Source organism: Mesorhizobium sp. WSM4310 (assembly GCF_007003935.1).
In the GTDB taxonomy this organism is placed as follows: Bacteria; Pseudomonadota; Alphaproteobacteria; order Rhizobiales; family Rhizobiaceae; genus Mesorhizobium.
Genome location: NZ_VFTA01000003.1, coordinates 168314 through 193838, shown reverse-complemented (window position 1 = coordinate 193838; position 25525 = coordinate 168314). Strand labels below are relative to the sequence as shown.

The following is a 25525-nucleotide window of genomic DNA, read 5'->3' as shown; positions in this document are numbered from 1 at the left end:
GAAAGAGGCACGCGATGCGGCTTCGCGGCAAATGGGCCGTACGAAGTCCGGACGGCAAAAGGTGGCCGTTGCGCGTGACGTGGATTGAGTCAGGGGAAGAAGTGGAGGTTTCTGTTGCCAGGTACCTCCGAACCCCGCCTAGAAGTGCGAACCCCTAGGGCTTGATTTGAAGCTATCGCACTGCATTAAGCAGCGAGACGTGCTTCCGCATAGTTGTCGTTGGCAACTATAAGTTTAGCCCGATGACGGTGGTACAATGCCGGGCAAAAGTACGATCTTTACACCTTCGTCGATCCTATTTCGCCCCCAGCAAAAACCGCTCTGTCGTCAACAGCGGCTTTTGGTGGAGGCGCCGGGTACCGCCCCCGGGTCCGAACGGCTTATTTCATCGCCCATTTATCGCCATAGTCGGTCAAGCCGACAAATCGAATATAGGGGGCGTTCGCCGGAAATGAAAGGCCGGAGTGAGGCTTTGTCCCTGTGTCAAATCGCGACGGCAAGGGTTGACTTGGGCGCGGTCTCAACGGAAGCTTTGCGAGCGGTGAGGAGTTACCGACCTAGCGCACAAGTTGCGAAGCGCGCCACAGCCCTCATCGATCGGATCCGTGGCGCCGACGAGGGGAATTTTTGATGGCCGACTATCTTGCGGATGTGAAGAAATACGACGCGGGCGCCAGCTCCGACGCGGTCGAAAAGATCGTCAAGCATCTGGGCATTGCGCTGAGGAACCGCGATTCCTCGCTGGTATCCTGCACCGACCCGAAGGAGCTCGAGCGCGTCAAGGAGAGCTGGGTGGCCAAAAAGCTCGGCGTCAGCGACGGGGCCAAGGCCGACGCCTCGATCGAGAAGACCTGCAAGGCGATGCACGCCGACAACACCAAGAGCCGCGTGACCTTTTACTACCTGGTGGCCAAGGATCTGGGCAAACTCGGCGCGCTCTGACGATCGCGCGTCAATTTGCGAAGGCCGGCGCCGGCGTTGCGGCCAGCCACTTTCTCCCCGCTCACGCAATGCGCAGGTCCGATTAGCGCCGTTTTGCTGTGTTCGACCGCCGGACTGGTCGCTATAATATGCGCACACTCGAATCGAGCTGGAACCGATGCGCCAATATCTCGACCTCTTGCAGCACGTGCTGGACAATGGCGCCGATCGCGCCGACCGCACCGGCACCGGCACGCGCTCCGTCTTCGGCTACCAGATGCGTTTCGACCTGGCGCGCGGCTTTCCGGTCACCACGACCAAGAAGTTGCACCTGAAGTCGATCATCCATGAGCTCCTGTGGTTCCTGGCCGGCGACACCAACATCAAATACCTGACCGACCACGGCGTCACCATCTGGGACGAATGGGCCGACGAGAATGGCGACCTTGGCCCCGTTTACGGCAAGCAGTGGCGTTCCTGGCCGGACGGCCATGGCGGCTCGATCGACCAGATCGCGGGCCTTCTCAAGGAGATACGCCGCAATCCTCAATCGCGCCGGCTGATCGTTTCGGCGTGGAATCCGGCCGAAGTGGAGGCGATGGCGCTGCCGCCCTGCCACTGCCTGTTCCAGTTCTACGTGTCCGAGGGCCGGCTGTCCTGCCAGCTCTACCAGCGTTCGGCCGACATCTTCCTCGGCGTGCCGTTCAACATCGCGTCCTACGCGCTGCTGACGCTGATGGTGGCGCAAGTGACCGGGCTGAAGCCGGGCGATTTCGTCCACACACTGGGCGACGCGCATCTCTATTCGAACCATTTCGAACAGGCGCGCGAGCAATTGCGGCGCACGCCGAGGGCGCTGCCGACAATGTGGATCAATCCGGAGGTGAAGGACCTGTTCGCCTTTCGCTTCGAGGATTTCCGCCTGGAAAACTACGTGGCCGATGCCTCGATCAAGGCGCCGATCGCCGTCTGAGGGATCTCGATATTCAGGTGATGCCGACCTCATCTGGAGCTCAACATGCCTTGAGCTCGACCCCCGTCAGTCGATGCCGACCATCACGTCCGAGGCCTTGACCACGGCATAGGCCGGCTTGCCCTTTTCGAGCTTGAGATCGGCGACCGCCTCGTTGGTGATCGAGGCGGTGACGACGGCGCCGCCGCCAATGTCGATCCTGACATGCGAAGTGGTGGCCCCCTTGACGATTTCGGTGATCGTCCCCTTGAGCACATTGCGGGCGCTGACCTTCATCGGGCTCTCCATTGCTTTTATGCATGCCGTTCTCGCAAAACCGAGGTCGCTTTTGGGCAACATGCATCAGGGTTTGCCGCTCGTCTTGCCAGAACAATCGACGGGGCATGGCGTTTTCGCAAGCCGTCGGGCCTTCCCTTGTTATATTCATGCGGATATATCGATCGACAGGCCTCGCGCCGCACGGATTTCAAACCAGGGAGAGTTTTCGATGACGCGCAAAGGTTTCGGGTTGAGGGCGATCGCCATCGGCGGTCTTGCGGCGACGTTGATGGCTGCGGTGCCGGCAGCACATGCGCAAGACAAGGTCGTGGTGTTTGCCGCAGCCAGCCTCAAGGACGCGCTCGATGCGGTGAACAAGGCCTGCGAGGCCGATGTCGGTGAGGCCGCGACTGTCTCCTATGCGGCAAGCTCGGCACTGGCCAAGCAGATCGAGGGCGGGGCGCCGGCCGACGTCTTCATCTCGGCCGATCTCGACTGGATGAAATATCTTTCCGACAAGAAGCTGACCAAGCCAGACACCGAGGTGAAGCTGCTCGGCAACGAGATCGTGCTGGTGGCGCCGAATGATTCGAAGGTCGAGGCCAAGATCGATAAGGGTTTCGACCTCGCCAAGCTGGTCGGCGACGGCAGGCTCGCCATGGGCGACATCAAGGCGGTGCCGGCCGGCAAGTACGGCAAGGCGGCACTGGAATCGCTCGGCGTCTGGTCCTCGGTCGAGGGCAAGGTGGCGCAGGCCGAGAATGTGCGCGCCGCACTCAAGCTGGTTTCGACAGGCGAGGCCGCTCTCGGCATCGTCTATGCCACCGACGCGCATGCCGACAAGGGCGTCAAGGTGATCGGCACCTTCCCGGAGGATTCGCATCCGCCGATCATCTACCCGGTTGCCCAGACCGCCGATTCGAAGGACAAGGATACGACGGCTTTCCTGAAATGCCTGCAGTCCGCCAAGGCCGGCGCGCTCTTCAAGGAACAAGGTTTTACCGTGCTCACGCCGAGCAACTGAACAGGGCCTGATAGCGCGATATGACCTGGCTGCTGGACCTCACTCCCGACGAATGGAATGCGGTCCGGCTGTCCATCAAGGTGGCGACCGTGGCGATGCTCGCCAGCCTGCCGCCGGGCATAGCCATCGCGCTGCTGCTTGCCCGCGGACAATTCTGGGGCAAGACTCTGCTCAACGGCGTGGTTCATCTGCCGCTGATCCTGCCGCCTGTCGTGACCGGCTATCTCCTGCTTTTGACGTTTGGCAAGCGCGGCCCGGCCGGCGCCTTCCTGGCCGAGCATTTCGGCATCGTCTTCTCGTTTCGCTGGACGGGTGCGGCGCTGGCCTGCGGTGTCATGGGCTTTCCCCTGATGGTGCGGGCAATCCGGCTGTCGATCGAAGCGGTGGACCGCAAGATGGAGGCGGCCGCGGGAACGCTTGGCGCCAATCCTTTGTGGGTGTTCGCCACCATCACGCTGCCGCTGATCCTGCCCGGGCTGATCGCGGGCGCCATCCTGGCCTTCGCCAAGGCGATGGGCGAGTTCGGCGCGACCATCACCTTCGTCTCCAACATCCCCAACGAAACGCAGACGCTGCCCTCGGCGATCTACACTTTCACCCAGGTGCCGGGCGGCGATGAGGGGGCATTGCGGCTGACATTGATCTCGGTCGTCATCTCGATGGCGGCTTTGGTCGCCTCGGAAGTGCTGGCGCGGCGGGTCGGGCGGCAAATGGACATCGAATGAGCGTCCGCGTCGACATCGGCCACCGGCTCGGCGATTTCGCCATCGAGGCACGCTTCGAGAGCGCCGGGCGGCTCACCGCGCTGTTTGGGCCGTCAGGCTCCGGCAAGACCACGCTCATCAACATGATCGCCGGGCTGATCCGGCCCGACAAGGGCCGCATCGAGGTGGAGGGTCGTGCACTGGTCGACACCGATGCCGGCATTTTCGTGCCGAAGCACAGGCGCCGTATCGGCATGGTGTTCCAGGACGCGCGCCTGTTTCCACATATGAGCGTGGCCGGCAATCTGCGTTACGGCCGCTGGTTCACGCCGGCCAAGGAGCGCTACGCCGACATGGATGCCGTCGTCGACCTGCTCGGCATCGGCCCGCTGCTCAACAGGCGCCCGGTGAAGCTCTCGGGCGGCGAGAAGCAGCGCGTGGCGATCGGCCGGGCGCTGCTCGCCAGCCCCAGGCTGTTGCTCATGGACGAGCCGCTGGCCTCGCTCGACGAGGCGCGCAAGGCCGAGATCCTGCCCTATATCGAACGGCTGCGCGATGAGACGAAGATCCCGATCGTCTATGTCAGCCATTCGGTCGCCGAGGTGGCGCGGCTGGCCAGCGACGTGGTGATGCTGGCGCAAGGCAAGGTTGTTGCCAGCGGTCCGACCGATGCGGTGATGCAAAGGCTCGACCTGCTGCCGGCGGAAGAGCGCGGCGAGGGCGGTGCGGTGCTGGACACCAAGGTGCTGCGCCACGACGAGATTTTCGGCATGACCGTGCTCGTCTCGGCCGCCGGAGAGATCCGCGTGCCGCGTCTGGCGATGAAAGCCGGGGCTCCCGTGCGTGTCCGGATCCGGGCCCGTGATGTTATGATCGCCGCGGAGAAGCCGACAGGCCTCAGTGCGCTCAACATCCTGCCTGGCACGATCGTTGCGATCCGCCCGGGCGAAGGGCCGGCGGTCGAGGTCGACATCGATTGCAGTGGCGCAACGGTGCTCGCCCGCATCACCGAACAGTCGCGGCAGGCGCTGGAATTGCGGCTCGGCGGCAAGGTTTTCGCCGTGGTCAAGACAGTGAGTTTCGACCGGGCCAACACCGGCGCCGGCCTGCCGCTCGAGGTCGATGGCTGACAGAAGCGGCGTTCGCCGCTATATTGATTTGGAATAACGGTATCGCTGAAGTGGCTTCGGCCGGAGTCCTGGCGACCGCGGAGGAGCAAAGATGCCATCGCTGAGCTTGCGGATAAATCTCGATCCCGACGGGCGGATCGGTCCGGGCAAGATCGAGCTTCTGGAGCAGATCGCCACCTTCGGCTCGATCTCGGCCGCCGCGCGCGGCATGGAGATGTCCTACAAGCACGCCTGGGATCTGGTGGAGGACATGAACCGGGTGTTCGGCAAGCCGCTGGTCGCCGCGCAGACCGGAGGCCGCAAGGGCGGCGGCGCGCAGCTGACGGCCATTGGCCTGGCGGTGGTCAGCCGTTTCCGCGCCATCGAACGTGCGGCCACTGCGGCAGCGGCGACGCATATGGATGCGCTGCAGGCGGAGATCGATGCGGGCTGAGAGGCGGGGGCGGTAGGGCAGTAGGGCAGTAGGGATTGCGGCCCAACTTTTCGCCGTCGGAGATTTTCGTTTCCAAATCTGCCTTAACGCGCGTCTAAGTTAGAATTTCACTGCCTACTGCCTATTCTTCCGGCTTGCGCAGCAGATAGGTGTCCATGATCCAGCCCTTTTGCCGGCGGGCTTGCTCGCGGACCTTTTCGATCTCGGCGCCGACATCGCCGAGGCGACCGGAGACGATGATCTCGTCCGGCGTGCCGAGATAGGCGCCCCAATGGATGATGACATCCGGGTCGGCGACTGTGTTGAAGGCGCATTTGCCGTCCAGCATGACGACTGTGCTGCCGGCATTGCTGGCCAGACCTTCTTCGGTCAGCCTGCGGCCGGTGGTGACCAGGAACGAATCGCCGATGCGGTTCAGTGCCATTTTGTGGCTGGCGGCAAGCGCCTGGATGGCGGTGATGCCGGGGATGACTTCCAGTTCGAAGGCGACATTGTTCCTCAGGCGCACGCGTTCGAGGATGCGCAGCGCGCTGTCGTAGAGCGAAGGATCGCCCCAGATCAGGAAGGCGCCGCAGCCATCCTCGGCGATCTCGTCGCGGATCAGGGCTTCGTAGATGGCAGCGATGGCTTCGTGCCAGTCGTCGACAGTCGAGCGGTAGGAAGACGTCGGTTCGGCGCGGACCGGCACGCCGAATTCGACGCGGCGCGATTTCGGGTTGCTGACGAAGCGGTCGCAGATCTCGCGCCGCAATTCGGCAAGGTCGTTCTTCTTGGCGCCCTTGTCGGGGATGAACAGCACATCGGCACGGTTCAAGCCTGATATGGCCTGAACCGTCATGTGGTCGGGGTTGCCGGCGCCGATGCCGATGACGAGAAGCTTGCGCATGGGCCGAACTCCTGCCCGATCGGAAGCTGTTAGTCCAGACCGCTGGCATGTCCAGGCCGGTGTGGCGTAGTCACGCAAGTGGAAGGGCTTTGAAACGCCGCATTGAAACGGCTAGGGTCGTCGGGGCATTCTTGCCGAGGGGGCTTCGATGTTGCGATATGTTCTGACTGCGGCGCTGGCGCTTTCGGCGGCACCCGCATTGGCCAACGATTCGGTTGCCGAGCTTGGCACAGGCGGCTTGATCCTGTCGCGCAGCGATGCGGTCGCGATGCAAAGCGAGGATCTCTTCATCTCGCCCGACAAGGTCACGGTCGACTACGTCTTTCACAACAACACCGACAAGGATGTCGACGCGATCGTCGCCTTCCCGATGCCCGATATTTCGGGCGACCCCGAAGAAATGCCGGCCATCCCCGAAAACCAAAGCGACAATTTCCTCGGCTTCGAGGTGACGATTGATGGTGTCGCGGCAAAGCCTCAACTCGAGCAGAAGGTGTTCGCGCTCGGCATCGACATCGGTGCCGATCTCAAGGCGCAGAATGTGCCGTTCAACCCGTTCGGCGATGCGGCCAAGGCGGCATTGGCGAAGCTGCCGCAAGCGGTGGCCGAGGACTGGGTCAACCGCGGCATCATCATCGAGGACACCGCCGATGACGGCAGCGGCATGAAATCCTCCTATGCGCCGTTCTGGCAATTGCGCTCGACCTACTGGTGGCGCTCGACCTTTCCGGCCAACAAGGACGTTCACGTTTCCCATCGCTACAAGCCGAGCGTCGGCGGCACGTCGTCGGTCAGCTTCTTCTATGACGGCCAGTTCCAGGGGCAATATGCGACATACAAGACCCGCTACTGCATGGACGACACGTTCGAGAACGCGGTGCGCAAGGCGGCGAAGGACAATCCGGAAGGCTATCCCAAATATTATGAAAGCCGCATCGCCTATATACTGACCACCGGCGGCAACTGGGCGGCGGGCACCATCGGTAAGTTCAAGCTGACCGTCGACAAGGGCAATCCGAAAGACTTGGTCTCGTTTTGCGGCGACAATGTCAAAAAGGTCGGGCCGACGAGTTTCGAGATGACCGCGAACGATTTTTACCCAGAGCACGACATCGATATCCTGCTGCTCGAACCGTCGGACAGCAATGGCGGGGACGCGAACTGATGCATGTGGCAATCTACGTCGCCATTGCCGAGAACGGCGTGATCGGGCGGGATGGCGGACTGCCATGGCGGCTCTCCACCGATCTCAAGCGCTTCAAGGCCGACACGATGGGCAAGCCCATCATCATGGGCCGCAAAACCTATGAAGGCATAGGCCGTCCGCTGCCGGGCCGGCTCAACATCGTCGTCACCCGCGACAAGAGCTGGCGCGCCGAGGGCGTCGAGGTGGCGCATACGCTGGAGGCCGCGATTCAGCTGGCAACGGTGCGCGCGCGCTGCATGGCCGGCATCGACGAGGCCTGCGTGATCGGCGGCGGTCAGATCTATGCCCAGGCGCTGCCGCTGGCCGACAGGCTGCACGTCACCCATGTGCTGGCCGCCGTCGACGGCGACGCGCATTTCCCGCCGATCGACGCCGAGACATGGCGCGTGGTCAGTTCGCAGGGGGTTCCGGCCGGGGAAAAGGACAGCCACGCAACACGCTATTCGGTTTATGAGCGCCGCCGCCCGATACTTTGATAGACAAAAAAAGTGCATTGAAGGACGACAAAGGGTCGCTACCGGCCCAAAACGGATGATGTCGGCGGCGCATCGCGTTGAAAGCGTGCTGTGGCGTCCCTATAGAAGAACAACACTGGATTTGCGCCGTAACTCCGGCGCTTGAGGGAATTCCAAGCGAAAGGACGTTCATGCCCTGGAACGACAAGAGTGGCGGAGGCGGCGGCCCGTGGGGCGGCGGCGGTAACAATCAGGGGCCCTGGGGGCAGGGGCCCAAGGGGCCAAGCGGCCCACAGGGCTCGCCCCCGGACCTCGAAGACATTATCCGCCGCGGCCAGGACCGGCTGCGGCGCGCTCTGCCCGGCGGCGGTGGCGCCAGTCCGGCAGTGTTCGGGCTGATTGCCGCGGTGCTGGTCGTTCTGTGGGCATTCCAGGCGGTCTATACGGTGCAGCCCGACGAGGTCGCCGTCGAATTGCGTTTCGGCAAGCCGAAGCCCGAACTCTCACAACCTGGCCTGCATTTCCATTGGTGGCCGCTTGAAACCGTCGAGACGGCCAAGATTTCCGAGCAGCTCGTCGACATTGGCGGCGGCAATACCAGCGGCAACGGCCTGATGCTGTCGGGCGACCAGAACATCGTCAACGTGCAGTTTTCGGTGGCCTACCAGGTCTCCGATCCCCGGGCCTATCTGTTCGACGTCTCGGATCCGGACGGCATGCTGCGGCAGGTTGCCGAAAGCGCCATGCGCGAAGCCGTCGGCCGCCGGCCGGCACAGGATATCTTCCGCGACGACCGCCAGGGCATAGCGGCGTCGGTGCGCGAAATCATCCAGTCGACGCTGGACGGCTACAAGGCCGGTCTCAACGTCAACGCCGTATCGATCGAGGATGCAGCGCCGCCACGCGAAGTGGCCGATGCGTTCGACGAGGTGCAGCGTGCCGAGCAGGACGAGGACAAGTTCGTCGAGCAGGCCAACCAGTATTCCAACCAGAAGCTCGGCCAGGCGCGCGGCCAGGCGGCACAGATCCGCGAAGACGCGGCCGCCTACAAGAACCGTGTGGTGCAGGAAGCCGAAGGTGAGGCCCAGCGCTTCATCTCGGTCTATGACGAGTACGCCAAGGCGCCGGATGTAACCCGCAAGCGTCTCTATCTGGAAACCATGGAGAGGGTTCTGAAGGACTCGAGCAAGGTCATCGTCGAGCAGGGCAACGGACAAGGTGTCGTGCCCTATCTGCCGTTGCCGGCATTGCAGGCGAAACCGCCGGCTCCGGCCGCGCCTGCCGCGAACACGGGAGGTACACAGTGATGGCCAACCGTCTTCCCATTTTCGTCGTCATCGCGGCGGTCGTGCTTTTCCTGATCTATTCCTCGGTCTTCGTGGTCAATGCGCGCCAGCAGGCGCTGGTGTTGAGGTTCGGCGAGATCGTCGACGTCAAGACCGAGCCCGGCATCTATTTCAAGGCGCCGTTCTCGTTCTTCGACGCCGATACGGTGCAACTGATCGAGAACAGGGTGCTGCGCTTCGACCTCGACAACATCCGCGTCCAGGTGTCGGGCGGCAAGTTCTATGAGGTCGATGCCTTCATCGCCTATCGCATCTCGGATCCGCGCGTCTTCCGTGCCGCCGTGTCCGGTCAGATCGAATTGGCCGAGGCGCGGCTGAGGACGCGTCTCGACGCTGCCTTGCGCCGCGTCTACGGCCTGCGCGACTTCGAGGCGGCACTCTCGGAACAGCGTGCCGTGATGATGCGTGAGGTGCGCGATCAACTCCGGCCCGACGCCACCTCGCTCGGCCTGCAGATCGAGGATGTCCGCATCCGCCGCACCGACCTCACGGCCGAGGTTTCACAGCAGACCTACGATCGCATGAAGGCGGAACGTCTGGCCGAGGCCGCCCGGCTCAGGGCACGCGGCAATGAGGCGGCACAGCGCATTACGGCGCGCGCCGATCGTGAAGTGGTCGAGATCGTTGCCGAAGCGCAGAAGGAATCCGAGATCCTGCGCGGCGAGGGCGAAGCCCAGCGCAGCGCTACCTTCGCGGACGCCTACAAGCGCGACCCGGCCTTCTTCGACTTCTACCGGTCGATGAATGCCTACGGCACGGCGCTGGACAACACCGGGACGACCATGGTGCTGTCGCCGAGTTCGGAGTTCTTCCGCTACTTCCGCGATCCCGATAGCAAGGAAGGGCCGGCGAAACCGGCGGCACCCGCGGCACCGGCAACGGCGCCCGCCGCGCCGACGACACAACCCAGCACCGGCCAGAAATAGCGGGTGCAGGACTTTTTCGCGGCGATAGGCCTGGTCCTCGTCATAGAGGGCCTGGTCTATGGCGGCTTTCCCGGCTTCGCGCGGAAGCTCGCCGGCGAGGTGCTGTCGATGCCGGAGAACGCATTGCGGATCGCCGGGCTGGTCGCGATCGCCATCGGTGTCGGCATCGTCTGGCTGGTGCGGGGCGGATGAGATGGCCGTTATTCGTCCGCGGCAAAACGGAGGATTAATCCTCTGCCGATAGTCGTAGCCGCAAACGTGCCGTATTTTTTGCCAACATAGCGCAACGCGGTGTTTTCGCCGTTGCGCTTTCTCTTTCAGAAAGACCGGGAGGCTTCTCGATGACATCCACACTCCTTTTGCGCGCGGCGCGGCGGACCTTGATCGCCGGCACGGCAGCGCTGCTCGTCGGCACCGTCGCCGTCCCGTCCTTCGTGGCGCCGACCTTCGCGGCCGATGGGCCTGCTTCGGTGGCTGACCTGGCGCAGGGCGTGCTCGGCGCGGTGGTCAACATCTCGACTTCGCAGACGGTGAAGGGCACGGAGGGGCCAGGCGCGGTGCCGATGCCGCAGCTTCCCGAGGGCTCGCCGTTCCAGGATTTCTTCGACGATTTCTTCAAGAACCGCGGCGGCGACAAGGACAATAGCGCGCAGAAAGTGCAGTCGCTGGGATCCGGTTTCGTCATCGACGCCGAGCAAGGCATCGTCGTCACCAACAATCACGTGATCGCCGACGCCGACGACATCGAGGTCAACTTCTCCGATGGCGTGACGCTGAAGGCGACGCTGGTCGGTACCGACACCAAGACCGACGTCGCGGTGCTGAAGGTCGATCCGAAAGGCCACAAGCTGACCGCGGTGAAGTTCGGCGATTCCACCAAGATGCGCGTCGGCGACTGGGTGATGGCTGTCGGCAATCCGTTCGGCCTCGGCGGCACGGTGACGGTCGGCATCGTGTCGGCGCGCAACCGCGACATCAATTCCGGTCCCTATGACGATTTCATCCAGACCGACGCGGCGATCAATCGCGGCAATTCGGGCGGACCGCTGTTCAACAGCGCCGGCGAAGTCATCGGCATCAACACCGCGATCATTTCGCCGTCCGGTGGCTCGATCGGCATCGGCTTCTCCATTCCCTCGCAGCTTGCCGCGGGCGTCGTCGACCAGTTGCGCCAGTTTGGCGAGACGCGGCGCGGGTGGCTCGGCGTGCGCATCCAGCCGGTGACGGACGACATCGCCGAAAGCCTCGGCATGGCGACCGCCAAGGGCGCGCTGGTCGCCGGCGTCATCAAAGGCGGCCCGGTCGACAACGGCACCATCCAGGCCGGTGACGTCATCATCAAGTTCGACGGCAAGGACATCCATGAAATGCGCGACCTGCCGCGCGTCGTCGCCGAAAGCCCCGTCGGCAAGGCCGTCGACGTGCTGATCGTGCGCAAGGGCGTCGAGCAGACGGTGAAGGTGACGCTTGGCCGGCTCGAGGATGGCGAGAAGCTTGCCAGCGGCGAGAACGGCAACACCGACCAGGACAAGGGCAACAAGGCTCCGGCCGTTTCGACCGCCTCGGTGCTCGGCATGACCGTCGGCGAACTCAATGACGAGACGCGCAAGAAGTTCAGCATCGCCGCCGATGTCTCCGGCGTCGTCATCACCGACGTGGCCAAGGATTCGGCCGCCGCCGAACGCGGCATACAGCCGGGCGAGGTGATTACCGAGATCGCGCAGGAATCGGTCGCCACGCCCAAGGACGTCATGGACCGGATCGGCGCGCTGAAGGAGCAGGGCCGCAAGAACGCGCTCCTGATGCTGGCGTCGAAGACCGGCGAGTTGCGCTTCGTGACGATCCGGATGGATTGAGATTTCAATCCGGTGATTTTCAAAAAGGCGGATAGAGCATTTCACACGGAAACGGTGAAATGCTCTATGCTTTTGTTTTGAAGCAATTCCCAAGGGAAAGCGCTATGCGCTTTTCCCGGGAAAACCGCTTCGCACTTTTCCTGGAATTGCTCTAACCGGCCGCCTTTTTTCTTGCCTGCCAGTCCTCGCGTGAAAGCCTGTAGAGCACATGCCGCTTGAGCTTTGGATGGCTGTCGGGAATGCCGGGATGGTCGAAGTCGGCCGCCGGATCGGCTGTCATGCCGAGGCGTTTCATGACGGCGGTCGAGCGGTGGTTTCCCGCGACCGCGAAGGAGACGATCTCTTCGACGGCCAATGTTTCGAAACCGTAAGCCAGCCAGGCTTGCGACGCCTCGGTGACATAGCCCTTGCCCCAGAATTCGGGCGCCAGCCGCCAGCCGATCTCGATGGTGCCGGCGGGCAGGACGTCGATATCCTCTGTTCCAGACAGGCCGACAAAACCGATGCACTCGCCCGTGGCGGCAATCTCGGCCGCGGCGAAGCCATAGCCGTCGTCATCGATCCATGCGCGGACCTCGTCCATCTTGGCGTCCGCGGCGGCACGGTCACGACGGAACGGGAAGAATTCCATGACGCGCTCGTCGGAATTGATGCGATGGAAGAGCTCGCGGTCACGCTCTTCCCAATTGCGCAGGATGAGGCGTTCGGTGCGCATGGGTTTCATTGGACGAACTCTTCCTGGCGATAGCCCTGCAGATAGAGCAATGCGGTGAGGTCGCCATGGTCGATGCGAACCTTGGCCTGCGCCGCCACGGTCGGCTTGGCATGCAGCGCGACGCCGGTGCCGGCGAGGCGGATCATGTCGAGGTCGTTGGCGCCATCGCCGACGGCGATGGCGTCGGCTGGCGTCAGGCCAAGGCGTGCGGATATTTCGAGCAGCGCGTCGGCCTTGGCAGCGCGGCCGAGGATCGGCTCGCCGACCAGGCCAGTAAAGCGCCCATCCTGTTCGAGCAGGCGGTTGGCGCGGTTCTCCTGAAAGCCGAGCATGGCCGCGATGCGGGTCGTGAACACTTCGAAGCCGCCCGAGACGAGCGCCGCCCAGGCGCCATTAGCAAGCATGGTCTGCACCAGCGTGCGGCCGCCCGAGGCCAATGTCAGCCGATTGGCGACGATGCGGTCGACGATGGCGGCTTCGAGCCCCTTCAACAGCGCGACGCGTTCGCGCAGGGCCGGCTCGAAGGCGATCTCGCCGTTCATCGATCGCGCGGTGATCGCCGCGACGTGCTCCTTGAGGCCGATCTCGTCGGCCAACTCGTCGATGCACTCCTGGTCGATCATGGTCGAATCCATGTCGGCGATGAGGATTTTCTTGCGGCGCGTTTCGGCCTGTTGGACAATCACGTCGACCGGTTCCGCGGCCAATGCGGCACGCAGGGCAGCTGTGGTATTGGCGGTGTCGGCCGCTTGCGGCAGGGCTAGATCGCAGGCAATGCCTTCGGCCAGCCAGACGACAGTGCTTGCGCCCACCGACCGCGAGGCCATATTCGCAAGCGACGGCGATACTGCGCGGTCAGCGGGACGGGAAACAAGCGTGGCAATGAGCGGCATAGAGGATTCCGGCACGGATGCGGGCGAAGGTCGCGTGAAGAACGCGATCCTGATAGCCGGGCCGACCGCCAGCGGCAAGTCGGCATTGGCGCTCGACCTGGCCGAACGCGCAGGCGGCGTCATCGTCAACACCGATTCCATGCAAGGCTATTCGGTGCTCGACGTGCTGACCGCCCGCCCGGAGCCGGCCGACCTCGCACGCGTGCCGCATTTTCTCTACGGCCACGTCCATCCCGCGACCGCCTATTCGACGGGCGCGTGGCTGCGCGACGTGATGAAACTCATCGACGATGGCGAACTGTCGCGGCGGCCGGTCTTCGTCGGCGGCACCGGCCTCTATTTTCGCGCGCTGGCCGAGGGTATTTCGGAAATGCCTGACATTCCGCCGCGCATCCGCGACCGCTGGCGCTACGAGCTGAAGGAGCAAGGCGCGGTCAAGCTGCACGGCCTGCTGCTGCGCGAGGATTCGAGAGCCGCCATGCAGCTCAAGCCAAGTGACAGCCAGCGCATCGTGCGGGCGCTCGAAGTGCTCGACGCCTCCGGCCGATCGATCCTGGAATGGCAGGCCGAGCGCGGCGGGCCGCTCATCGACAGGCAGACGGCGCGTTTCCTGGTCATCGAGCCGGATCGGGCCGCGCTGGTCGATCGCATCGAGAGGCGCTTCGACCAGATGCTGGACAAGGGCGCGCTGGAGGAAGTCAGGCAGCTTGCGGCCCTTCGCCTTGATCCGGATCTGCCGGCAATGAAGGCGATCGGCGTTCGCGACCTGCAGGCGGCGATGGCTGGAGAGTTGAGCTTTGCCGAAGCAATCGAGCGCGCCAAGATTGCAACCCGACAATACGCCAAGCGGCAGGCGACCTGGTTTCGCCACCAGCTGGGGCCGGAATGGCAGAGATTGCGCCCCGGTGACAATCTCGAAACCACGATCCAAACACTTGTTGCTAATGCAACTTAAAAAGTCGACCATGACGGAAGGGTTCGCGCCGAAGTTGCCGGGATTAACGCTCCGTAAGGCGGTCCGTGCCATAAGGTCGATGGGCACTTTTCCATTGGGGAGCAGATGCGTTTCCATAAGGCGGAATCCGCTTTTTTCGTCTTTATTTTCGTGATCCTGGCCGCTGGCCTGGTGACGCTGCACGCCTATGGGCTCTTGCAATCCTTCGCCACGGAACTCCATACGCAGTCGGGCCTGGACAAGGTCATCTACCTCAACAAGCTGTTGTTCGCGACCGGGGTGCTGCTTGCGACCGCGCTGTTTTTCGGCATCTTCTTCATCTATCCGCTGATCCGCAAACAGGCGACGGAAGAAGGCAAGCTGCGCGCCATGACGGTTTCGCTCAGCGCTCGCTCCGAAACGCTCGAGCACGCCGCGCTGACGGACAGCCTGACCGGCATGCAGAACCGACGCTATTTCGACGATGCGCTTAAGGAATATCTCGAGGAGTTCCGCCGCATCGAAAAGCCGGTCGGGCTGATGATCCTCGATCTCGACCATTTCAAGCAGGTCAACGACACGCACGGCCACGATGTCGGCGACGAGGTCCTCAGGGCCGTCGCCAGTTGCCTCAAGGACATGACACGTTTCCACGACGTGGTGGCACGGCTGGGCGGCGAGGAGTTTGCCGTGGTCACGCCCAACATGGAGGCGGAGTTGCTGGCCAAGTTCGCCGAGCGCATCCGCAAGGCGGTAGCCAACATGTCGATCCTTTCGGGCAACGTCCGGCTCAAGATCACCACCAGCGTCGGCCTTGCCGTCTGGGACCGCAAGGAAACGGCCGAGGAGTTCTACCGCCGCGCCGACCGCCAGCTCTATGAGGCGAAGAGGCAGGGCCGCAACCGCGTCTGCGCCTAAAAACCCGAAGAAGAATTCATGAGGCCGGTTGCCTGACGCGGCTTTCTCGACTTCCGGTGCTCACGGACTGAGTGTCCGCTCCGCTCCGGCTTCTCGAAAACCGCGCCATTCAATCCGGCCTGATGAATTCCCTTTCGGGATTTACCCGCCGGTTCGACGATGTCGAGCCCTTAGAAGCTGGTGCCGTTCTTCGTCAGAGAGTTGCAGGCTCAGTCGTTCTGGGGGCGCAGGCCGAAGGTGGCGGGCTTCAGGCCGTAGCGCATGTCGAAATCGTCGTCCGCTTGCGCGCGGCCGGTTGCCGGCTTGCGGTAATCGGGGTCGCCGGCCTGGCGGCCGGAATCGACCACTTCGGCGAAGGCCATAGCCTGCTGCGTCGGTTTCGGCACGTTGCGCAGCCGCTCGACGATCGCCACCAGGTCGACATCGTCGCCGGCCCTTGGCGACTCGGCCTCTTCGCGCTTGGCCGTGCCGGGAAGCAAGTGGCTTGGCAGTTTCTCGAATTTCAGCCGCATGGTCGTCGCCACGCCTTCGCCGAACGCGATGGCCTCGCGCTGGCCCATGGACGACAGGAAGGCAAGCGTGGAGGCGGAGGAGTCGGCGATGGCCGAGCGGATGATCGCCTGGTCCTGCTCGTTGGCGAGCCGCATGGCGAAGAAGGTCGAACACTGCGACAGGATGGTCGGGTCAAGCTCGCCCGGACGCTGGGTGACGACGCCGAGATAGCAGCCATATTTGCGGCCTTCCTTGGCGATGCGCGACAGCGCGTGCCTGGTCGGCGCGAAGCCGAGACGCGGATCGGCCGGCATATAGCGATGCGCTTCCTCGCACAGCAACAGCAGCTGCAGCTTGCCCTCGCTCCACAGAGCGAGGTCGAAGGCCAGGCGCGCCAGCACCGAACAGACGGAGTTGACCACTTCGGAAGGCATGCCGGCCATCTCGAAGCAGGTCACCGGCCGGCCGTGATGCGGCACGCGGAAGATGTTGCCGATCGTCTCGTGGATGGTGTCCTCGATCAGGCGCGAACTGAACATGAAGCGATAGCGCGGATCGGCGGACGCCGATTCGATGCGCGTCTTCAGCGATTTGAGCGTCGGGCGCTCGTTCTTGCTTTCGAGCATGCCCATGCGCTCGTCGATCTGCTTGAGCAGATCGGCGATGCGGTAAGGCACCGGCGTATCGGCGGTCAGGGCATCGTTGCCGCGCCTGATATAGGCGCCTGAATTCGGGTTGCGGTAGAGGCCCTTGGCCAGCGGAATGAGGTCGCGCAGCGCGTCGATCTCTTCCGGCACCGTTTCACGGCCGCGAAACAGCACCTCGGCGAATTCCTCGAGCCTGAACATCCAGAACGGCAGGTCGAGCGTCTTGGAATCGACCTTGACGCAATATTCCGGCAGCGACGCCGCGAATTCATTGTGCGGGTCGAGGATCAGGATGCGCAGATCAGGCCGCGCTGCAATCGATTTGCGCAGCAGCAGCGAGACGGCGGTGGACTTGCCGACGCCGGTGGTGCCGACAATGGCGAAATGGCGCGCCAGCGTGTCGTCGATGGCGATGTTGGCGGCGATCGCCTCGTCCTGCGACAGCGAACCGATGGTGATGGAATGGCGGCCGGCGAGATCGTAGACGGCCTGCAGGTCGCGGCTGCGGATGCGGTGCGCGATCGCGCCGATATGCGGATAGGCGGTGATGCCGCGGTCGAAGACCGGCTTGGCGCCGGGCTCGGCACCATCGCGCACTTCGCCGATCAGCTCGATGCTGACCTCGATGGCGTTCTGGCCTTCATTGCTCCAGGCGCGGTCCGACTTGCCGATGCCATAGACCAGGCCAACGGTTCGCGTCGTGCCCAAATTGATGGAGATCATCTTGCCGACCGTCCAAAGGCCGGTCACCGCGCCGTCGACGTCATCGGCATAGGCGGCGATCGTGGCGCGCGCGCCGTCGCATTGCACGACATTGCCCAGAATGCGCCGGTCGTTCTGCTCTGCGTTGCGGCGCTCCTGCGATGTCGGTTCTCCGACGGAAGCTTCGCGTTCGACATACATGGACAGGCCAATCCCCATTTCCCTTGACATCAGACCCTACTGGAATGGGGTTAAGGCCGGATGAGGTCGGATGGTGTAGAGAGGATTAAGCGCCTGGCGAAATTTGTCGCGAAATGGCTCTTCACCAATCCTTGTCTTTCGCTATGATGGACGAATGGATGATATAGCGAACGATATTTCTTCGACCATCGGCAGGCGGATCCATGCCGAGAGGGTCGTGCGGGACTGGTCGCTTGCCGAGCTTGCCGAGCGGTCCGGTGTTTCCAAGGCGATGCTGAGCACGATCGAGCGCGGCATGACCAGTCCGACGGCGGCCCTTCTGGTGCGCATCGCGGCGGCTTTCGGCATGACGCTGTCTACCCTCATCGCACGCGCGGAATTGCAAGGCGGCGGGTTGCTACGCGAGGCCGATCAGCCGGTGTGGCGCGATCCCGATACAGGCTATGTCAGGCGGCATCTGTCACCTGCCGGCGACATGCCGCTCGAACTGATCAAGGTGCATCTGCCGCCTGGCGCTAGGGTCAGTCTGCCGGCGGCTTCCTACGCCTTCATCAAGCAGCAGATCTGGCTGATTTCCGGACGGCTCGAATTCACCGAGGGCGATATGGTGCACAAGCTCGAACCCGGCGACTGCCTGGCGCTCGGCGCGCCGTCGGACTGCACCTTTCATGCCCTGGAGGCGGGCGCCGACTATCTCGTCGCGCTGGTCAGGGGCTGAGATCATGGCGAGACGGCCAAAGCGCTCCCACAACGGGGGGCCGCCTCTTGATGAGTATAAGGGGCCGCCCTGGGGCAAGGGCGATCCCTACATTTTCCTGGCCTGGCAGGCCGCGCACGCCAAGGCATGGAAGGCGCCGAGCCGTGAAGTCATGCTGATGCGCATGGACAAGGCCGAGCGGCTGGGCCTGACCTATGAGGAATACACGCTCGAGATCCTCGAGCGTGGACGGCATCTCCGGGAAGAAGACACCGAGCGCATCAGCGCCATCAAGGCCGCGCGCAAGCGGCGCCGCGTGCGCCGTCTCGATTGACGCCGGCATGGCGGGTTGGCCGGCACGCTGATTTGCTGGAAGCGTGTCGGCGCCACATCGCGCCAGACGGTGCCGGTCACGCCGGGGCCTTTCTGGACCGGTGCCCCAGCAGCCACTGGCGGAATTCCTGTTCGGCACTGGTCAGGCGCGCGGTCGATGCGCTGGTCAGAAAATGACCTGAGCTGCTGGAGAGCTCGAAATCGGAAAGCGGCACCAGGCTCCTGTTCCTGAGCGCTGCGTCGACAAGCGGCCGCGACCCCAGCAGCACGCCGGCGCCGGCGCTCGCCGCTTCCATCGCCGCGACGAAACTGTCGAAGCGATGCGATCGCTGGGGGTGGCCGGCCAGTCCAGCAGCCGTGAACCATTCCGCCCACATTTCGCGCGCGCCAGCGACCAGAAGCAGCGGCAGAGCTGTCCAGTCGGCGCCACCTGCGAGGGTCGGACTTGCCACCGGCACAAGCCGCTCGGCAGTCAGCCTGTCGGCCTCGCGTCCGGGAAAGGAGCCGTTGCCGAAACGGATGTCGAGCGCGGAGCCCGGCAAATCATAGTCGGTTGGCCGATGGATCGTGACCAGATCGAGCTGGATGCGCGGCAGCGCCTGGGCGAGATCGGGCAGCGCCGGGACCAGTATCAGCAAGGCGAAGGAGATCGGCACCCGGATCGAGACGGTCTGGACAGCGCGCGGCTCGAACAGTTCCGTCGTGCTGCTGGAGATGGTGGCGAAGGCCGACTGGATGTGCGGCAGATAGGCGGCGCCCTCCGGCGACAGCGCGACGCCGCGCGCCAGCCGCGAGAACAGGCGCGCCTTCAACCGCTCCTCGAGAAGGCGGATATGTTGGCTGACGGCCGCCTGGGTCAGGCCGAGTTCGGCCGCGGCCGCCGTGAAGTTCGACAGCCGCGCCGCGGCCTCGAAACTGCGCAGCCAGTCGAGGGGAGGGAGAGGGGGAATGGGTTTCCGAGGCATTATAAATTTGTGGCCTTTGACCGAAAAATGATAATTTGAGTTATGCCTTTCTTATGGCCAACATGCAATCGAAACCCTGCGGACCGGGCCGCAGGGCGTAGAGGACAGGAACGGATCCATGCTCACCCACGCGCTGATTGGCGACGAAGGCAGAACGATCGAACTTGGCTGGCAGGGTGGGAGGCGCACCCGCTTTCACGCCATGTGGCTGCGCGACAATGCGCTCGACGACAAGACGCGCAGCGCCGGCAATGGCCAGCGCCTGATCACCATCCTCGACATTCCAGCCGAGACGAGGATTGGGGCTGCCGGGATCAAGGGCGGCGCGCTGGAAATCAGCTTCGTGCCGGAAGGAAAAACGGTCAGCTTTCCCGCTCAATGGTTGAGAGCCAACGCCTATGATCGCGACGAGCTTCGCGAACCCGGCTGGACGGGCGATATCATCCAGCGCTGGACCAAGGCGACGATGCAGAATTCGGTGCCGCGCGCCAGCTATAAGGCGGCCTTTCATGGCCGCAGCGTCCTGCGCGAATGGCTTTCGGCGGTGAGGACCTACGGCTTTGCGGTGATGGACGGACTGCCGGCGGAGTCCGGGGCGCTGTGCAAGGTCTCCGACCTGTTCGGCTATATCAGGGAGACCAATTACGGCCGCTGGTTCGAAGTGCGCGCCGAGGTCAATCCGAACAATCTCGCCTACACCAATCTCGGCCTCCAGGCGCACACCGACAATCCCTATCGAGATCCGGTTCCGACGCTGCAGATCCTGGCCTGTGTCGAGAATACGGTGGAGGGTGGTGAGTCCAGCGTCGTCGACGGCTTTGCCGTTGCGGCCGCGCTGCAGGCGGAAAACCCTGAGGGCTTCCGGCTGCTGAGTTCCTGTCCGGCGCGCTTCGAATATGCCGGCTCGTCCGGCGTGCGGCTGCAGGCGAAGCGGCCGATGATCGAACTCGGACCGGATGGCGAGCTGATCTGCATCCGCTTCAACAACCGTTCGCTGGCGCCTGTCGTCGACGTGCCGTTCGCCGATATGGACGCCTACTATGCCGCCTATCGCCGGTTCGCGGAGCTGATCGAGGATCCCGCCTTCGAAGTGACGTTCAAGCTTCAGCCTGGCCAAGCCTTCATCGTCGACAACACGCGCGTCATGCATGCCCGCAAGGCGTTTTCGGGCACCGGCAAGCGCTGGCTGCAGGGCTGCTACGCCGACAAGGACGGCCTGTTGTCGACGCTTGCGGCGATCGAGCACAGCTTCAAGGAGGCCGCCGAATGAGCGGCCAGGATTTGAACGCGGACAATGTCGTCGAATTCATCGCCGACATTTTCGAGCGCCGGGGCGCGGAATCCTATCTCGGCGAGCCCGTCACCATGTCCGAGCACATGCTGCAACGGGCTTGGCTGGCGGAGCAGGATGGTGCGCCCGAAGTGCTGGTGGCGGCGGCGCTGCTGCACGACATCGGCCACTACACCAGCGAGTTCGGCACTTATTCGCCCGACGATGTCGAGGACAAGCATCATGACGAGGCCGGCGGCGAGGTGCTGGCGCCGTTCTTCCCGCCGATCATCGTCGAATGCGTGAGGCTGCATGTCGCGGCCAAGCGCTATCTCTGCGCCACCGACCCGACCTATTTCTCGAGACTGTCGCCGGCTTCGGTCCATACGCTGTCGCTGCAGGGCGGACCGATGAGCGCCGACGAGGTGGCCGAGTTCCGCAAGAACCCGTTCCACGAGGAGGCGGTGCGGGTCCGTATCTGGGACGAGGGCGGCAAGGTCGCCAATATGAAGACGCGAGCGTTTCGCGATTACGTGCCGTTGCTGCAGCGCGTCGTGCGCGATTTCAGCGATCACGCCTGACGCGACCCATCAGGCAGGGGGCAACCCATGTGTTTCTGCTTCGACGGTGACAATGCGGTAGCTGCATTCCGGCCGGAGAGCTGCCGCGAGCGTTTGCCTGACGCCGGCACCGAACGACCTGTCCAAGGCGAACCAAGCCGGCTTGGCGCGGTCGCTTCGACCGGGCCGGCCGACGCTGGCCACGTTCGCCATATTGCTGTCGGGATGGTTCCGGAGTATTAGCCGCGCCCGACATGCGGCCCTTTTTCATCTGCCGCACCCGTATCGACCACACTGTTGAAGGAGGCATGATGAGAGCTTGTTCACGCATTTCGCGCCTCCATGGCGGTCGAACGGGCTGACTCGCACCGCAGCGGATTCCATTTCCTGACGATCTGACGGCCGCCAAACTGCGATGCGTTGCCGCGGTCGTTGTCCGCGGCTGTATCGATGCCGCTGAGATCGATGAAACGGTGGGAGCCTACATGCTCCCGGCCGACGATGGCGGCTGCCTGAAGGCCTGAGATGCGCCTTTGCAACACTTACTCAGGCCATTGTAAATATTGAAAGATTGGCTCTTGCTCGAAAGTTTCTGCGGGCCTAGAGAGCCCGCCCATTCCAACCCGTCATCCCCAGAGAGGCCTGTCAGATGTCACGCCAATCCAGATCGACACATTCCGTGCCGGCGCTGGAATTGCGTGCGGTTGACAGGGTTCCAATCGGGAAGAACGGCCATGGCCAGGTCCATGATCCAGCGCAGGCAGGACGCCGAGCGCCAACGCATTGAAGCATATCAAGCATCGCTGCGGCGGGTTTGCGCCATGCCGCGCCCCGCTCCGGATTTCGAGCGGGCGCTCGACGAGGTACGCCGAGGCCATGCCGGCATGGCGATCCGCGACGGGGCTTTGTGGCGTCCAAAGCTGAAGACGCGCGACCCGGCGCGACTGCGGCTGGCGGCTGCCCGCTATCTCTATGCGCGCTATCCGGTTTCGGCCGCGCTCGAGGCCATCTGGTTGGATCGATCGGGGCTGGACGGCCAGGAGATCGCGCTTCGCCTTGCCTGGTACGTCGCGGTTGCAGGTGGTGGGTCGCTCTACAAGGCGGGCGCCAATGCGTGGCTGTCGCGCAAGGAGGTGCATTGCTTCCTCAACGTGGCCGGCGACTTTGCCTTCGAAGAGGCGTTCTGGTTCGCGATTGCTCGCTCCTACACCGAGGATTGCGGACTGGCAGCTCGCCTGGCGCGCACCAAGATCGCGCGCACGCCGCGCGCCGATCTGGCCTTCTGGCGCGAGGTGGCTCGCTTCTTCTGCGGGCAGCCAACGTCGAAGGAGGAGATCGACGATCTCAGCGACTATATCGCCGCCATGCACCGGCGTGACAAGGCGTACAGCCTGAAGGGCCGCACGCTCGCCTCGCTCAGCCGGCAGATGTCGGATTGGCATCGCGACCTTGCCGCGATCGAACGCATCGAGGCGATGCGCCGGCGTGCCGTCGCGCGGGCTCAACCCGTCGCCTGCGCACCGGTGCAGAACAATGCATGGGCCGGCTCGCGCCTGCAGGACTGGGAATGGCATCCGTCGCCCAAGGAAGCCAAGGCGCATGGCGAGTGGTTCTCTATCCGCCAGTTGAAGACGGCGGAGGATCTCGTTGCCGAGTCGAGGGCGATGCATCACTGCGTGTCGTCCTATGCGACCAAATGCATTGCCGGATATGCCTCGATCTGGACGCTCCGACGCAAGGCGCTCGGCAAGATCGAACGCTTGCTGACGATCGAGCTCGATCCACAGCATCGGGCGGTGCAGGTGCGCGGTTTCGGCAACCGTCTGGCTACGCCTGACGAACGCAAGATCCTCGAGCGCTGGGCCAAGGCGACCGGCGTGACTTTGCGGGACTGACACGAAAACCCCGCGCGGCGGACATGCCGCGCAGGGTCACCCTTTTCTGATCGCCGATGCGGGATGGCAAAAGGCCTTGCGAGGTTGCCTTCTATCCCTTGTGGTGCACTGCCTGCAGCCCATAGACCGGCGTCGGCAGGCCGGCATGCCGGGCTTTCAATTGCAACGACAGGAACTGCGAATAATGGCGCGACTGGTGCAGATTGCCGCCGTGGAACCATAGCGCTTCCTGCTGCGTCGGCTTCCACATGTTGCGCAATTCGCCTTCCCAAGGGCCTGGATCCTTGGTGGTGTTGGAGCCGAGGCCCCAGCATTTGCCGACCTTATCGGCGGTTTCGCGCGAGATCAGATCGGCGGCCCAGCCGTTCATCGAGCCGTAGCCGGTGGCGTAGACGATGAGGTCCGCAGGCAGTTCCGATCCGTCACTCAGCACAACCGAATGCTGCCTGATCTCTTCGACGTCGACGCCGCTCTTGAGCTTGATTGAACCATCGATGATCAGCTGGGAGGCGCCGACGTCGATGTAATAGCCGGAGCCGCGCCTGAGGTACTTCATGAACAGGCCGGATTCGTCGTCGCCCCAGTCGAGCATGAAACCGGCCTTCTCCAGCCCTTTGTAGAACGCCGCGTCGCGTTTCTTCATCTCGGCATAGGCCGGGATCTGGAACTCGTGCAGGATCTTGTAGGGCAGCGAAGCAAAGATAAGATCGGCCTTGGCCGTGGTGATGCCATTCTGCAGCGCCTGCTCCGAATAGAGCGAACCCAGTCCGATCTCCATCAGCGTGTCGGATCTGCAGATATGGGTGCTCGAGCGCTGCACCATGGTGACGTCGGCGCCGGCTTCCCAAAGGGCCGCCGCGATGTCATGAGCGGAATTGTTGGAGCCGATGACAACGGCTCTTTTCCCGGCATAGCCATCGGGGCCAGGGTGCTTCGAGGAGTGATGCTGATCGCCCTTGAAACTCTCCATGCCCTTGAATTTTGGCAGATTGGCCTTGCCTGACTGTCCGGTGGCCAGAACCAATTGCTTGGGCTTCAAGGTGATGTCCTTGCCGTCGCGGCGGACGACGACGGTCCACTCCTTCTTCTCGTCGTCATAGGAGGCGCTCCTGGCCTCGGTCGACGACCAGTAGTTCAGCTCCATCACCTTGGTGTACATTTCCAGCCAGTCGCCGATCTTATCCTTGGGTGAGAAGACCGGCCAGTTCTTCGGGAAATCGATATAGGGCAGATGGTCGTACCAGACCGGATCGTGCAGGCAGAGCGACTTGTAGCGCTTGCGCCAGCTGTCGCCGGCGCGCTCGTTCTTCTCGACGATGATGGTCGGTACGCCGAGCTGCCGCAGCCTTGCGCCCAGCGCGATGCCGCCCTGGCCGCCGCCGATGATGAGCGTATAGGGCTGCGTCTTGAAGCCGAGCTCGGCGGCTTCCTTCTCACGTTCTTCCTTCCATGTCGGACGGTTCTTGCCCGAGCCATGCTTGGCGCCCATCGGCCGCGCGAAGCCGGCCGGTTCCTCGTGGCCTTTCAATTCGACCATGGTGGTCAGCAGCGTCCAGATCTTGCCGTCCTTCAGCCTGATGTGGCCAAAGCCGCGCGCCACTTCGGTCTCGAAACTGATCCAGCCCTCGATCAGCCCGTCGCTCTCGGTCGCGTCCTCGCCCTTGGCGAGCGCCCAATGTGACGGCTTCGTCTTCGACAGCTGGCTCTTCAGCATGGCGCGGATCTGGTCCTTGCCCTCCATGGTCTTGATGTTCCAGGTGAAGGTGACGAGGTCGCGCCAGTAGCAATCCTCCTGGAAGCAACCGACAGCCCTGTCGATGTCATTGGCGGCGAGGGCTCCGCCGAATTGGTCGAGCAGGTCGGACAGTTTCTTGCTTGGGGCCTTGTCGAGCATAAGTTTTCCTCCGTGAAATCCAGGCCGTCATGGTGGCTCCTCCCGACTTGCAAGCCGGACGATGAAGTATCGGCAGAGAGGACGGCCTTCGTCACGCCCCACCATAGTTTCGCGTGGCTTCAAGGACTTATCTGGAGAGAGCGGTTTCCGAGCCGGATTGGAGCGCTCTTGCGAAGGGCGATGGTGGCGGTGTCGGCACGATGCGGCGCCCATCGCGAAATCGTGACGGGCCATTTGTCGAATTGGAAAGCGCCTTGATCGCCGGCGCGATTTTTGCCGTTGAGATTTTT

The 25525-nt window shown here is 63.4% G+C and carries 26 protein-coding genes and 1 other RNA gene; 19 read left to right on the top strand and 8 right to left on the bottom strand.

Features of this window, described 5'->3' with window-relative positions; translation table 11 throughout:
* Positions 1-100: 100 nt before the first annotated feature.
* Positions 101-461: a transfer-messenger RNA gene (gene ssrA, locus FJV80_RS05815) on the bottom strand.
* Positions 462-630: 169 nt separating this feature from the next.
* On the opposite strand from ssrA, the gene FJV80_RS05810 reads away from it, so the two are divergent.
* Together FJV80_RS05810 and FJV80_RS05805 are read left to right on the top strand one after the other, a co-directional pair.
* Positions 631-942, top strand: a complete 312-nt coding sequence (locus FJV80_RS05810) for a DUF2853 family protein (protein ID WP_095773997.1) — start codon at positions 631-633, stop codon at positions 940-942.
* Positions 943-1099: 157 nt separating this feature from the next.
* A complete protein-coding gene (locus FJV80_RS05805; protein WP_095773998.1) occupies positions 1100-1894 on the top strand; it encodes a thymidylate synthase in 795 nt (264 codons plus the stop codon).
* A gap of 66 nt (positions 1895-1960) precedes the next feature.
* On the opposite strand, the gene FJV80_RS05800 is transcribed toward FJV80_RS05805, so the two are convergent.
* Positions 1961-2170 carry a molybdopterin-binding protein gene (locus FJV80_RS05800; protein WP_095774042.1) on the bottom strand — a complete coding sequence of 70 codons (210 nt, stop codon included), beginning with the start codon at positions 2168-2170 and terminating at the stop codon, positions 1961-1963.
* A gap of 211 nt (positions 2171-2381) precedes the next feature.
* On the opposite strand from FJV80_RS05800, the gene modA reads away from it, so the two are divergent.
* From modA to FJV80_RS05780, 4 genes are all read left to right on the top strand, one after another.
* Complete coding sequence (gene modA, locus FJV80_RS05795) at positions 2382-3176, top strand: molybdate ABC transporter substrate-binding protein (protein WP_142875818.1); 795 nt, start codon at positions 2382-2384, stop codon at positions 3174-3176.
* A 20-nt stretch (positions 3177-3196) separates the two neighbouring features.
* Entirely contained in the window at positions 3197-3901 is a 705-nt protein-coding gene (modB, locus tag FJV80_RS05790; RefSeq protein ID WP_142875816.1) for a molybdate ABC transporter permease subunit, read from the top strand.
* On the top strand, positions 3898-5010 hold the full coding sequence (gene modC, locus FJV80_RS05785; protein ID WP_142875814.1) for a molybdenum ABC transporter ATP-binding protein: 1113 nt from the start codon (positions 3898-3900) through the stop codon (positions 5008-5010). The genes modB and modC overlap by 4 nt, the downstream gene beginning before the upstream one ends.
* 91 nt (positions 5011-5101) lie before the next feature.
* On the top strand, positions 5102-5443 hold the full coding sequence (locus tag FJV80_RS05780; RefSeq protein ID WP_010910183.1) for a winged helix-turn-helix domain-containing protein: 342 nt from the start codon (positions 5102-5104) through the stop codon (positions 5441-5443).
* Between the two features lie 121 nt (positions 5444-5564).
* Here FJV80_RS05780 and cobF read toward each other — a convergent pair whose 3' ends face one another.
* On the bottom strand, positions 5565-6329 hold the full coding sequence (gene cobF / locus FJV80_RS05775) for a precorrin-6A synthase (deacetylating) (protein WP_095790840.1): 765 nt from the start codon (positions 6327-6329) through the stop codon (positions 5565-5567).
* Between the two features lie 148 nt (positions 6330-6477).
* On the opposite strand from cobF, the gene FJV80_RS05770 reads away from it, so the two are divergent.
* From FJV80_RS05770 to FJV80_RS05745, 6 genes are all read left to right on the top strand, one after another.
* Entirely contained in the window at positions 6478-7494 is a 1017-nt protein-coding gene (locus FJV80_RS05770) for a DUF4424 domain-containing protein (RefSeq protein WP_095790841.1), read from the top strand.
* Positions 7494-8012 carry a dihydrofolate reductase gene (locus tag FJV80_RS05765; protein WP_095774005.1) on the top strand — a complete coding sequence of 173 codons (519 nt, stop codon included), beginning with the start codon at positions 7494-7496 and terminating at the stop codon, positions 8010-8012. Before FJV80_RS05770 ends, FJV80_RS05765 begins: the two co-directional genes overlap by 1 nt.
* A gap of 170 nt (positions 8013-8182) precedes the next feature.
* A complete protein-coding gene (gene hflK, locus FJV80_RS05760) occupies positions 8183-9298 on the top strand; it encodes an FtsH protease activity modulator HflK (RefSeq protein ID WP_095790842.1) in 1116 nt (371 codons plus the stop codon).
* Positions 9298-10263, top strand: a complete 966-nt coding sequence (locus FJV80_RS05755; RefSeq protein WP_095773077.1) for a protease modulator HflC — start codon at positions 9298-9300, stop codon at positions 10261-10263. The genes hflK and FJV80_RS05755 overlap by 1 nt, the downstream gene beginning before the upstream one ends.
* Positions 10264-10266: 3 nt before the next feature.
* Positions 10267-10455 (top strand): DUF2065 domain-containing protein, encoded by a 189-nt coding sequence (locus FJV80_RS05750; RefSeq protein WP_056573074.1) that lies wholly within the window; start codon positions 10267-10269, stop codon positions 10453-10455.
* Positions 10456-10604: 149 nt separating this feature from the next.
* Positions 10605-12119: a DegQ family serine endoprotease gene (locus FJV80_RS05745; protein ID WP_142875812.1), complete on the top strand. Its 1515-nt coding sequence runs from the start codon at positions 10605-10607 to the stop codon at positions 12117-12119.
* A gap of 151 nt (positions 12120-12270) precedes the next feature.
* Here FJV80_RS05745 and FJV80_RS05740 read toward each other — a convergent pair whose 3' ends face one another.
* Both FJV80_RS05740 and serB read right to left on the bottom strand, forming a co-directional pair.
* Positions 12271-12843, bottom strand: a complete 573-nt coding sequence (locus FJV80_RS05740; RefSeq protein WP_142875811.1) for a GNAT family N-acetyltransferase — start codon at positions 12841-12843, stop codon at positions 12271-12273.
* On the bottom strand, positions 12840-13727 hold the full coding sequence (serB, locus tag FJV80_RS05735; RefSeq protein ID WP_142875809.1) for a phosphoserine phosphatase SerB: 888 nt from the start codon (positions 13725-13727) through the stop codon (positions 12840-12842). Before serB ends, FJV80_RS05740 begins: the two co-directional genes overlap by 4 nt.
* Here serB and miaA point away from each other — a divergent pair.
* Both miaA and FJV80_RS05725 read left to right on the top strand, forming a co-directional pair.
* Positions 13717-14682 carry a tRNA (adenosine(37)-N6)-dimethylallyltransferase MiaA gene (gene miaA / locus FJV80_RS05730; RefSeq protein ID WP_142875807.1) on the top strand — a complete coding sequence of 322 codons (966 nt, stop codon included), beginning with the start codon at positions 13717-13719 and terminating at the stop codon, positions 14680-14682. The genes serB and miaA overlap by 11 nt on opposite strands.
* 105 nt (positions 14683-14787) lie before the next feature.
* Positions 14788-15579 carry a GGDEF domain-containing protein gene (locus FJV80_RS05725; RefSeq protein ID WP_095787796.1) on the top strand — a complete coding sequence of 264 codons (792 nt, stop codon included), beginning with the start codon at positions 14788-14790 and terminating at the stop codon, positions 15577-15579.
* A gap of 209 nt (positions 15580-15788) precedes the next feature.
* On the opposite strand, the gene FJV80_RS05720 is transcribed toward FJV80_RS05725, so the two are convergent.
* A complete protein-coding gene (locus FJV80_RS05720; protein ID WP_142875806.1) occupies positions 15789-17621 on the bottom strand; it encodes an ATP-binding protein in 1833 nt (610 codons plus the stop codon).
* A gap of 154 nt (positions 17622-17775) precedes the next feature.
* On the opposite strand from FJV80_RS05720, the gene FJV80_RS05715 reads away from it, so the two are divergent.
* Positions 17776-18339, top strand: a complete 564-nt coding sequence (locus FJV80_RS05715; protein WP_142875804.1) for an XRE family transcriptional regulator — start codon at positions 17776-17778, stop codon at positions 18337-18339.
* Between the two features lie 4 nt (positions 18340-18343).
* The gene (locus tag FJV80_RS05710; protein ID WP_095773069.1) at positions 18344-18652 is read left to right on the top strand and encodes a hypothetical protein; all 309 of its coding nucleotides are present in this window, start codon (positions 18344-18346) and stop codon (positions 18650-18652) included.
* Positions 18653-18728: 76 nt separating this feature from the next.
* Here FJV80_RS05710 and FJV80_RS05705 read toward each other — a convergent pair whose 3' ends face one another.
* Positions 18729-19616: a LysR substrate-binding domain-containing protein gene (locus FJV80_RS05705; RefSeq protein ID WP_095773068.1), complete on the bottom strand. Its 888-nt coding sequence runs from the start codon at positions 19614-19616 to the stop codon at positions 18729-18731.
* A gap of 118 nt (positions 19617-19734) precedes the next feature.
* Between FJV80_RS05705 and FJV80_RS05700 the strand changes: the two genes are divergently transcribed.
* The 3 genes from FJV80_RS05700 to FJV80_RS05690 all read left to right on the top strand — a co-directional run bounded on the left by FJV80_RS05700 (position 19735) and on the right by FJV80_RS05690 (position 23341).
* Positions 19735-20886: a gamma-butyrobetaine dioxygenase gene (locus FJV80_RS05700; protein ID WP_142875803.1), complete on the top strand. Its 1152-nt coding sequence runs from the start codon at positions 19735-19737 to the stop codon at positions 20884-20886.
* The gene (locus tag FJV80_RS05695) at positions 20883-21467 is read left to right on the top strand and encodes an HD domain-containing protein (protein WP_142875801.1); all 585 of its coding nucleotides are present in this window, start codon (positions 20883-20885) and stop codon (positions 21465-21467) included. Before FJV80_RS05700 ends, FJV80_RS05695 begins: the two co-directional genes overlap by 4 nt.
* Before the next feature lie 713 nt (positions 21468-22180).
* Positions 22181-23341 (top strand): PcfJ domain-containing protein, encoded by a 1161-nt coding sequence (locus FJV80_RS05690; protein ID WP_095790852.1) that lies wholly within the window; start codon positions 22181-22183, stop codon positions 23339-23341.
* Positions 23342-23432: 91 nt separating this feature from the next.
* Here the strand turns inward: FJV80_RS05690 and FJV80_RS05685 are convergent, their stop codons facing one another.
* Positions 23433-25235 carry an NAD(P)/FAD-dependent oxidoreductase gene (locus FJV80_RS05685; RefSeq protein ID WP_142875799.1) on the bottom strand — a complete coding sequence of 601 codons (1803 nt, stop codon included), beginning with the start codon at positions 25233-25235 and terminating at the stop codon, positions 23433-23435.
* Positions 25236-25525: the final 290 nt, after the last annotated feature.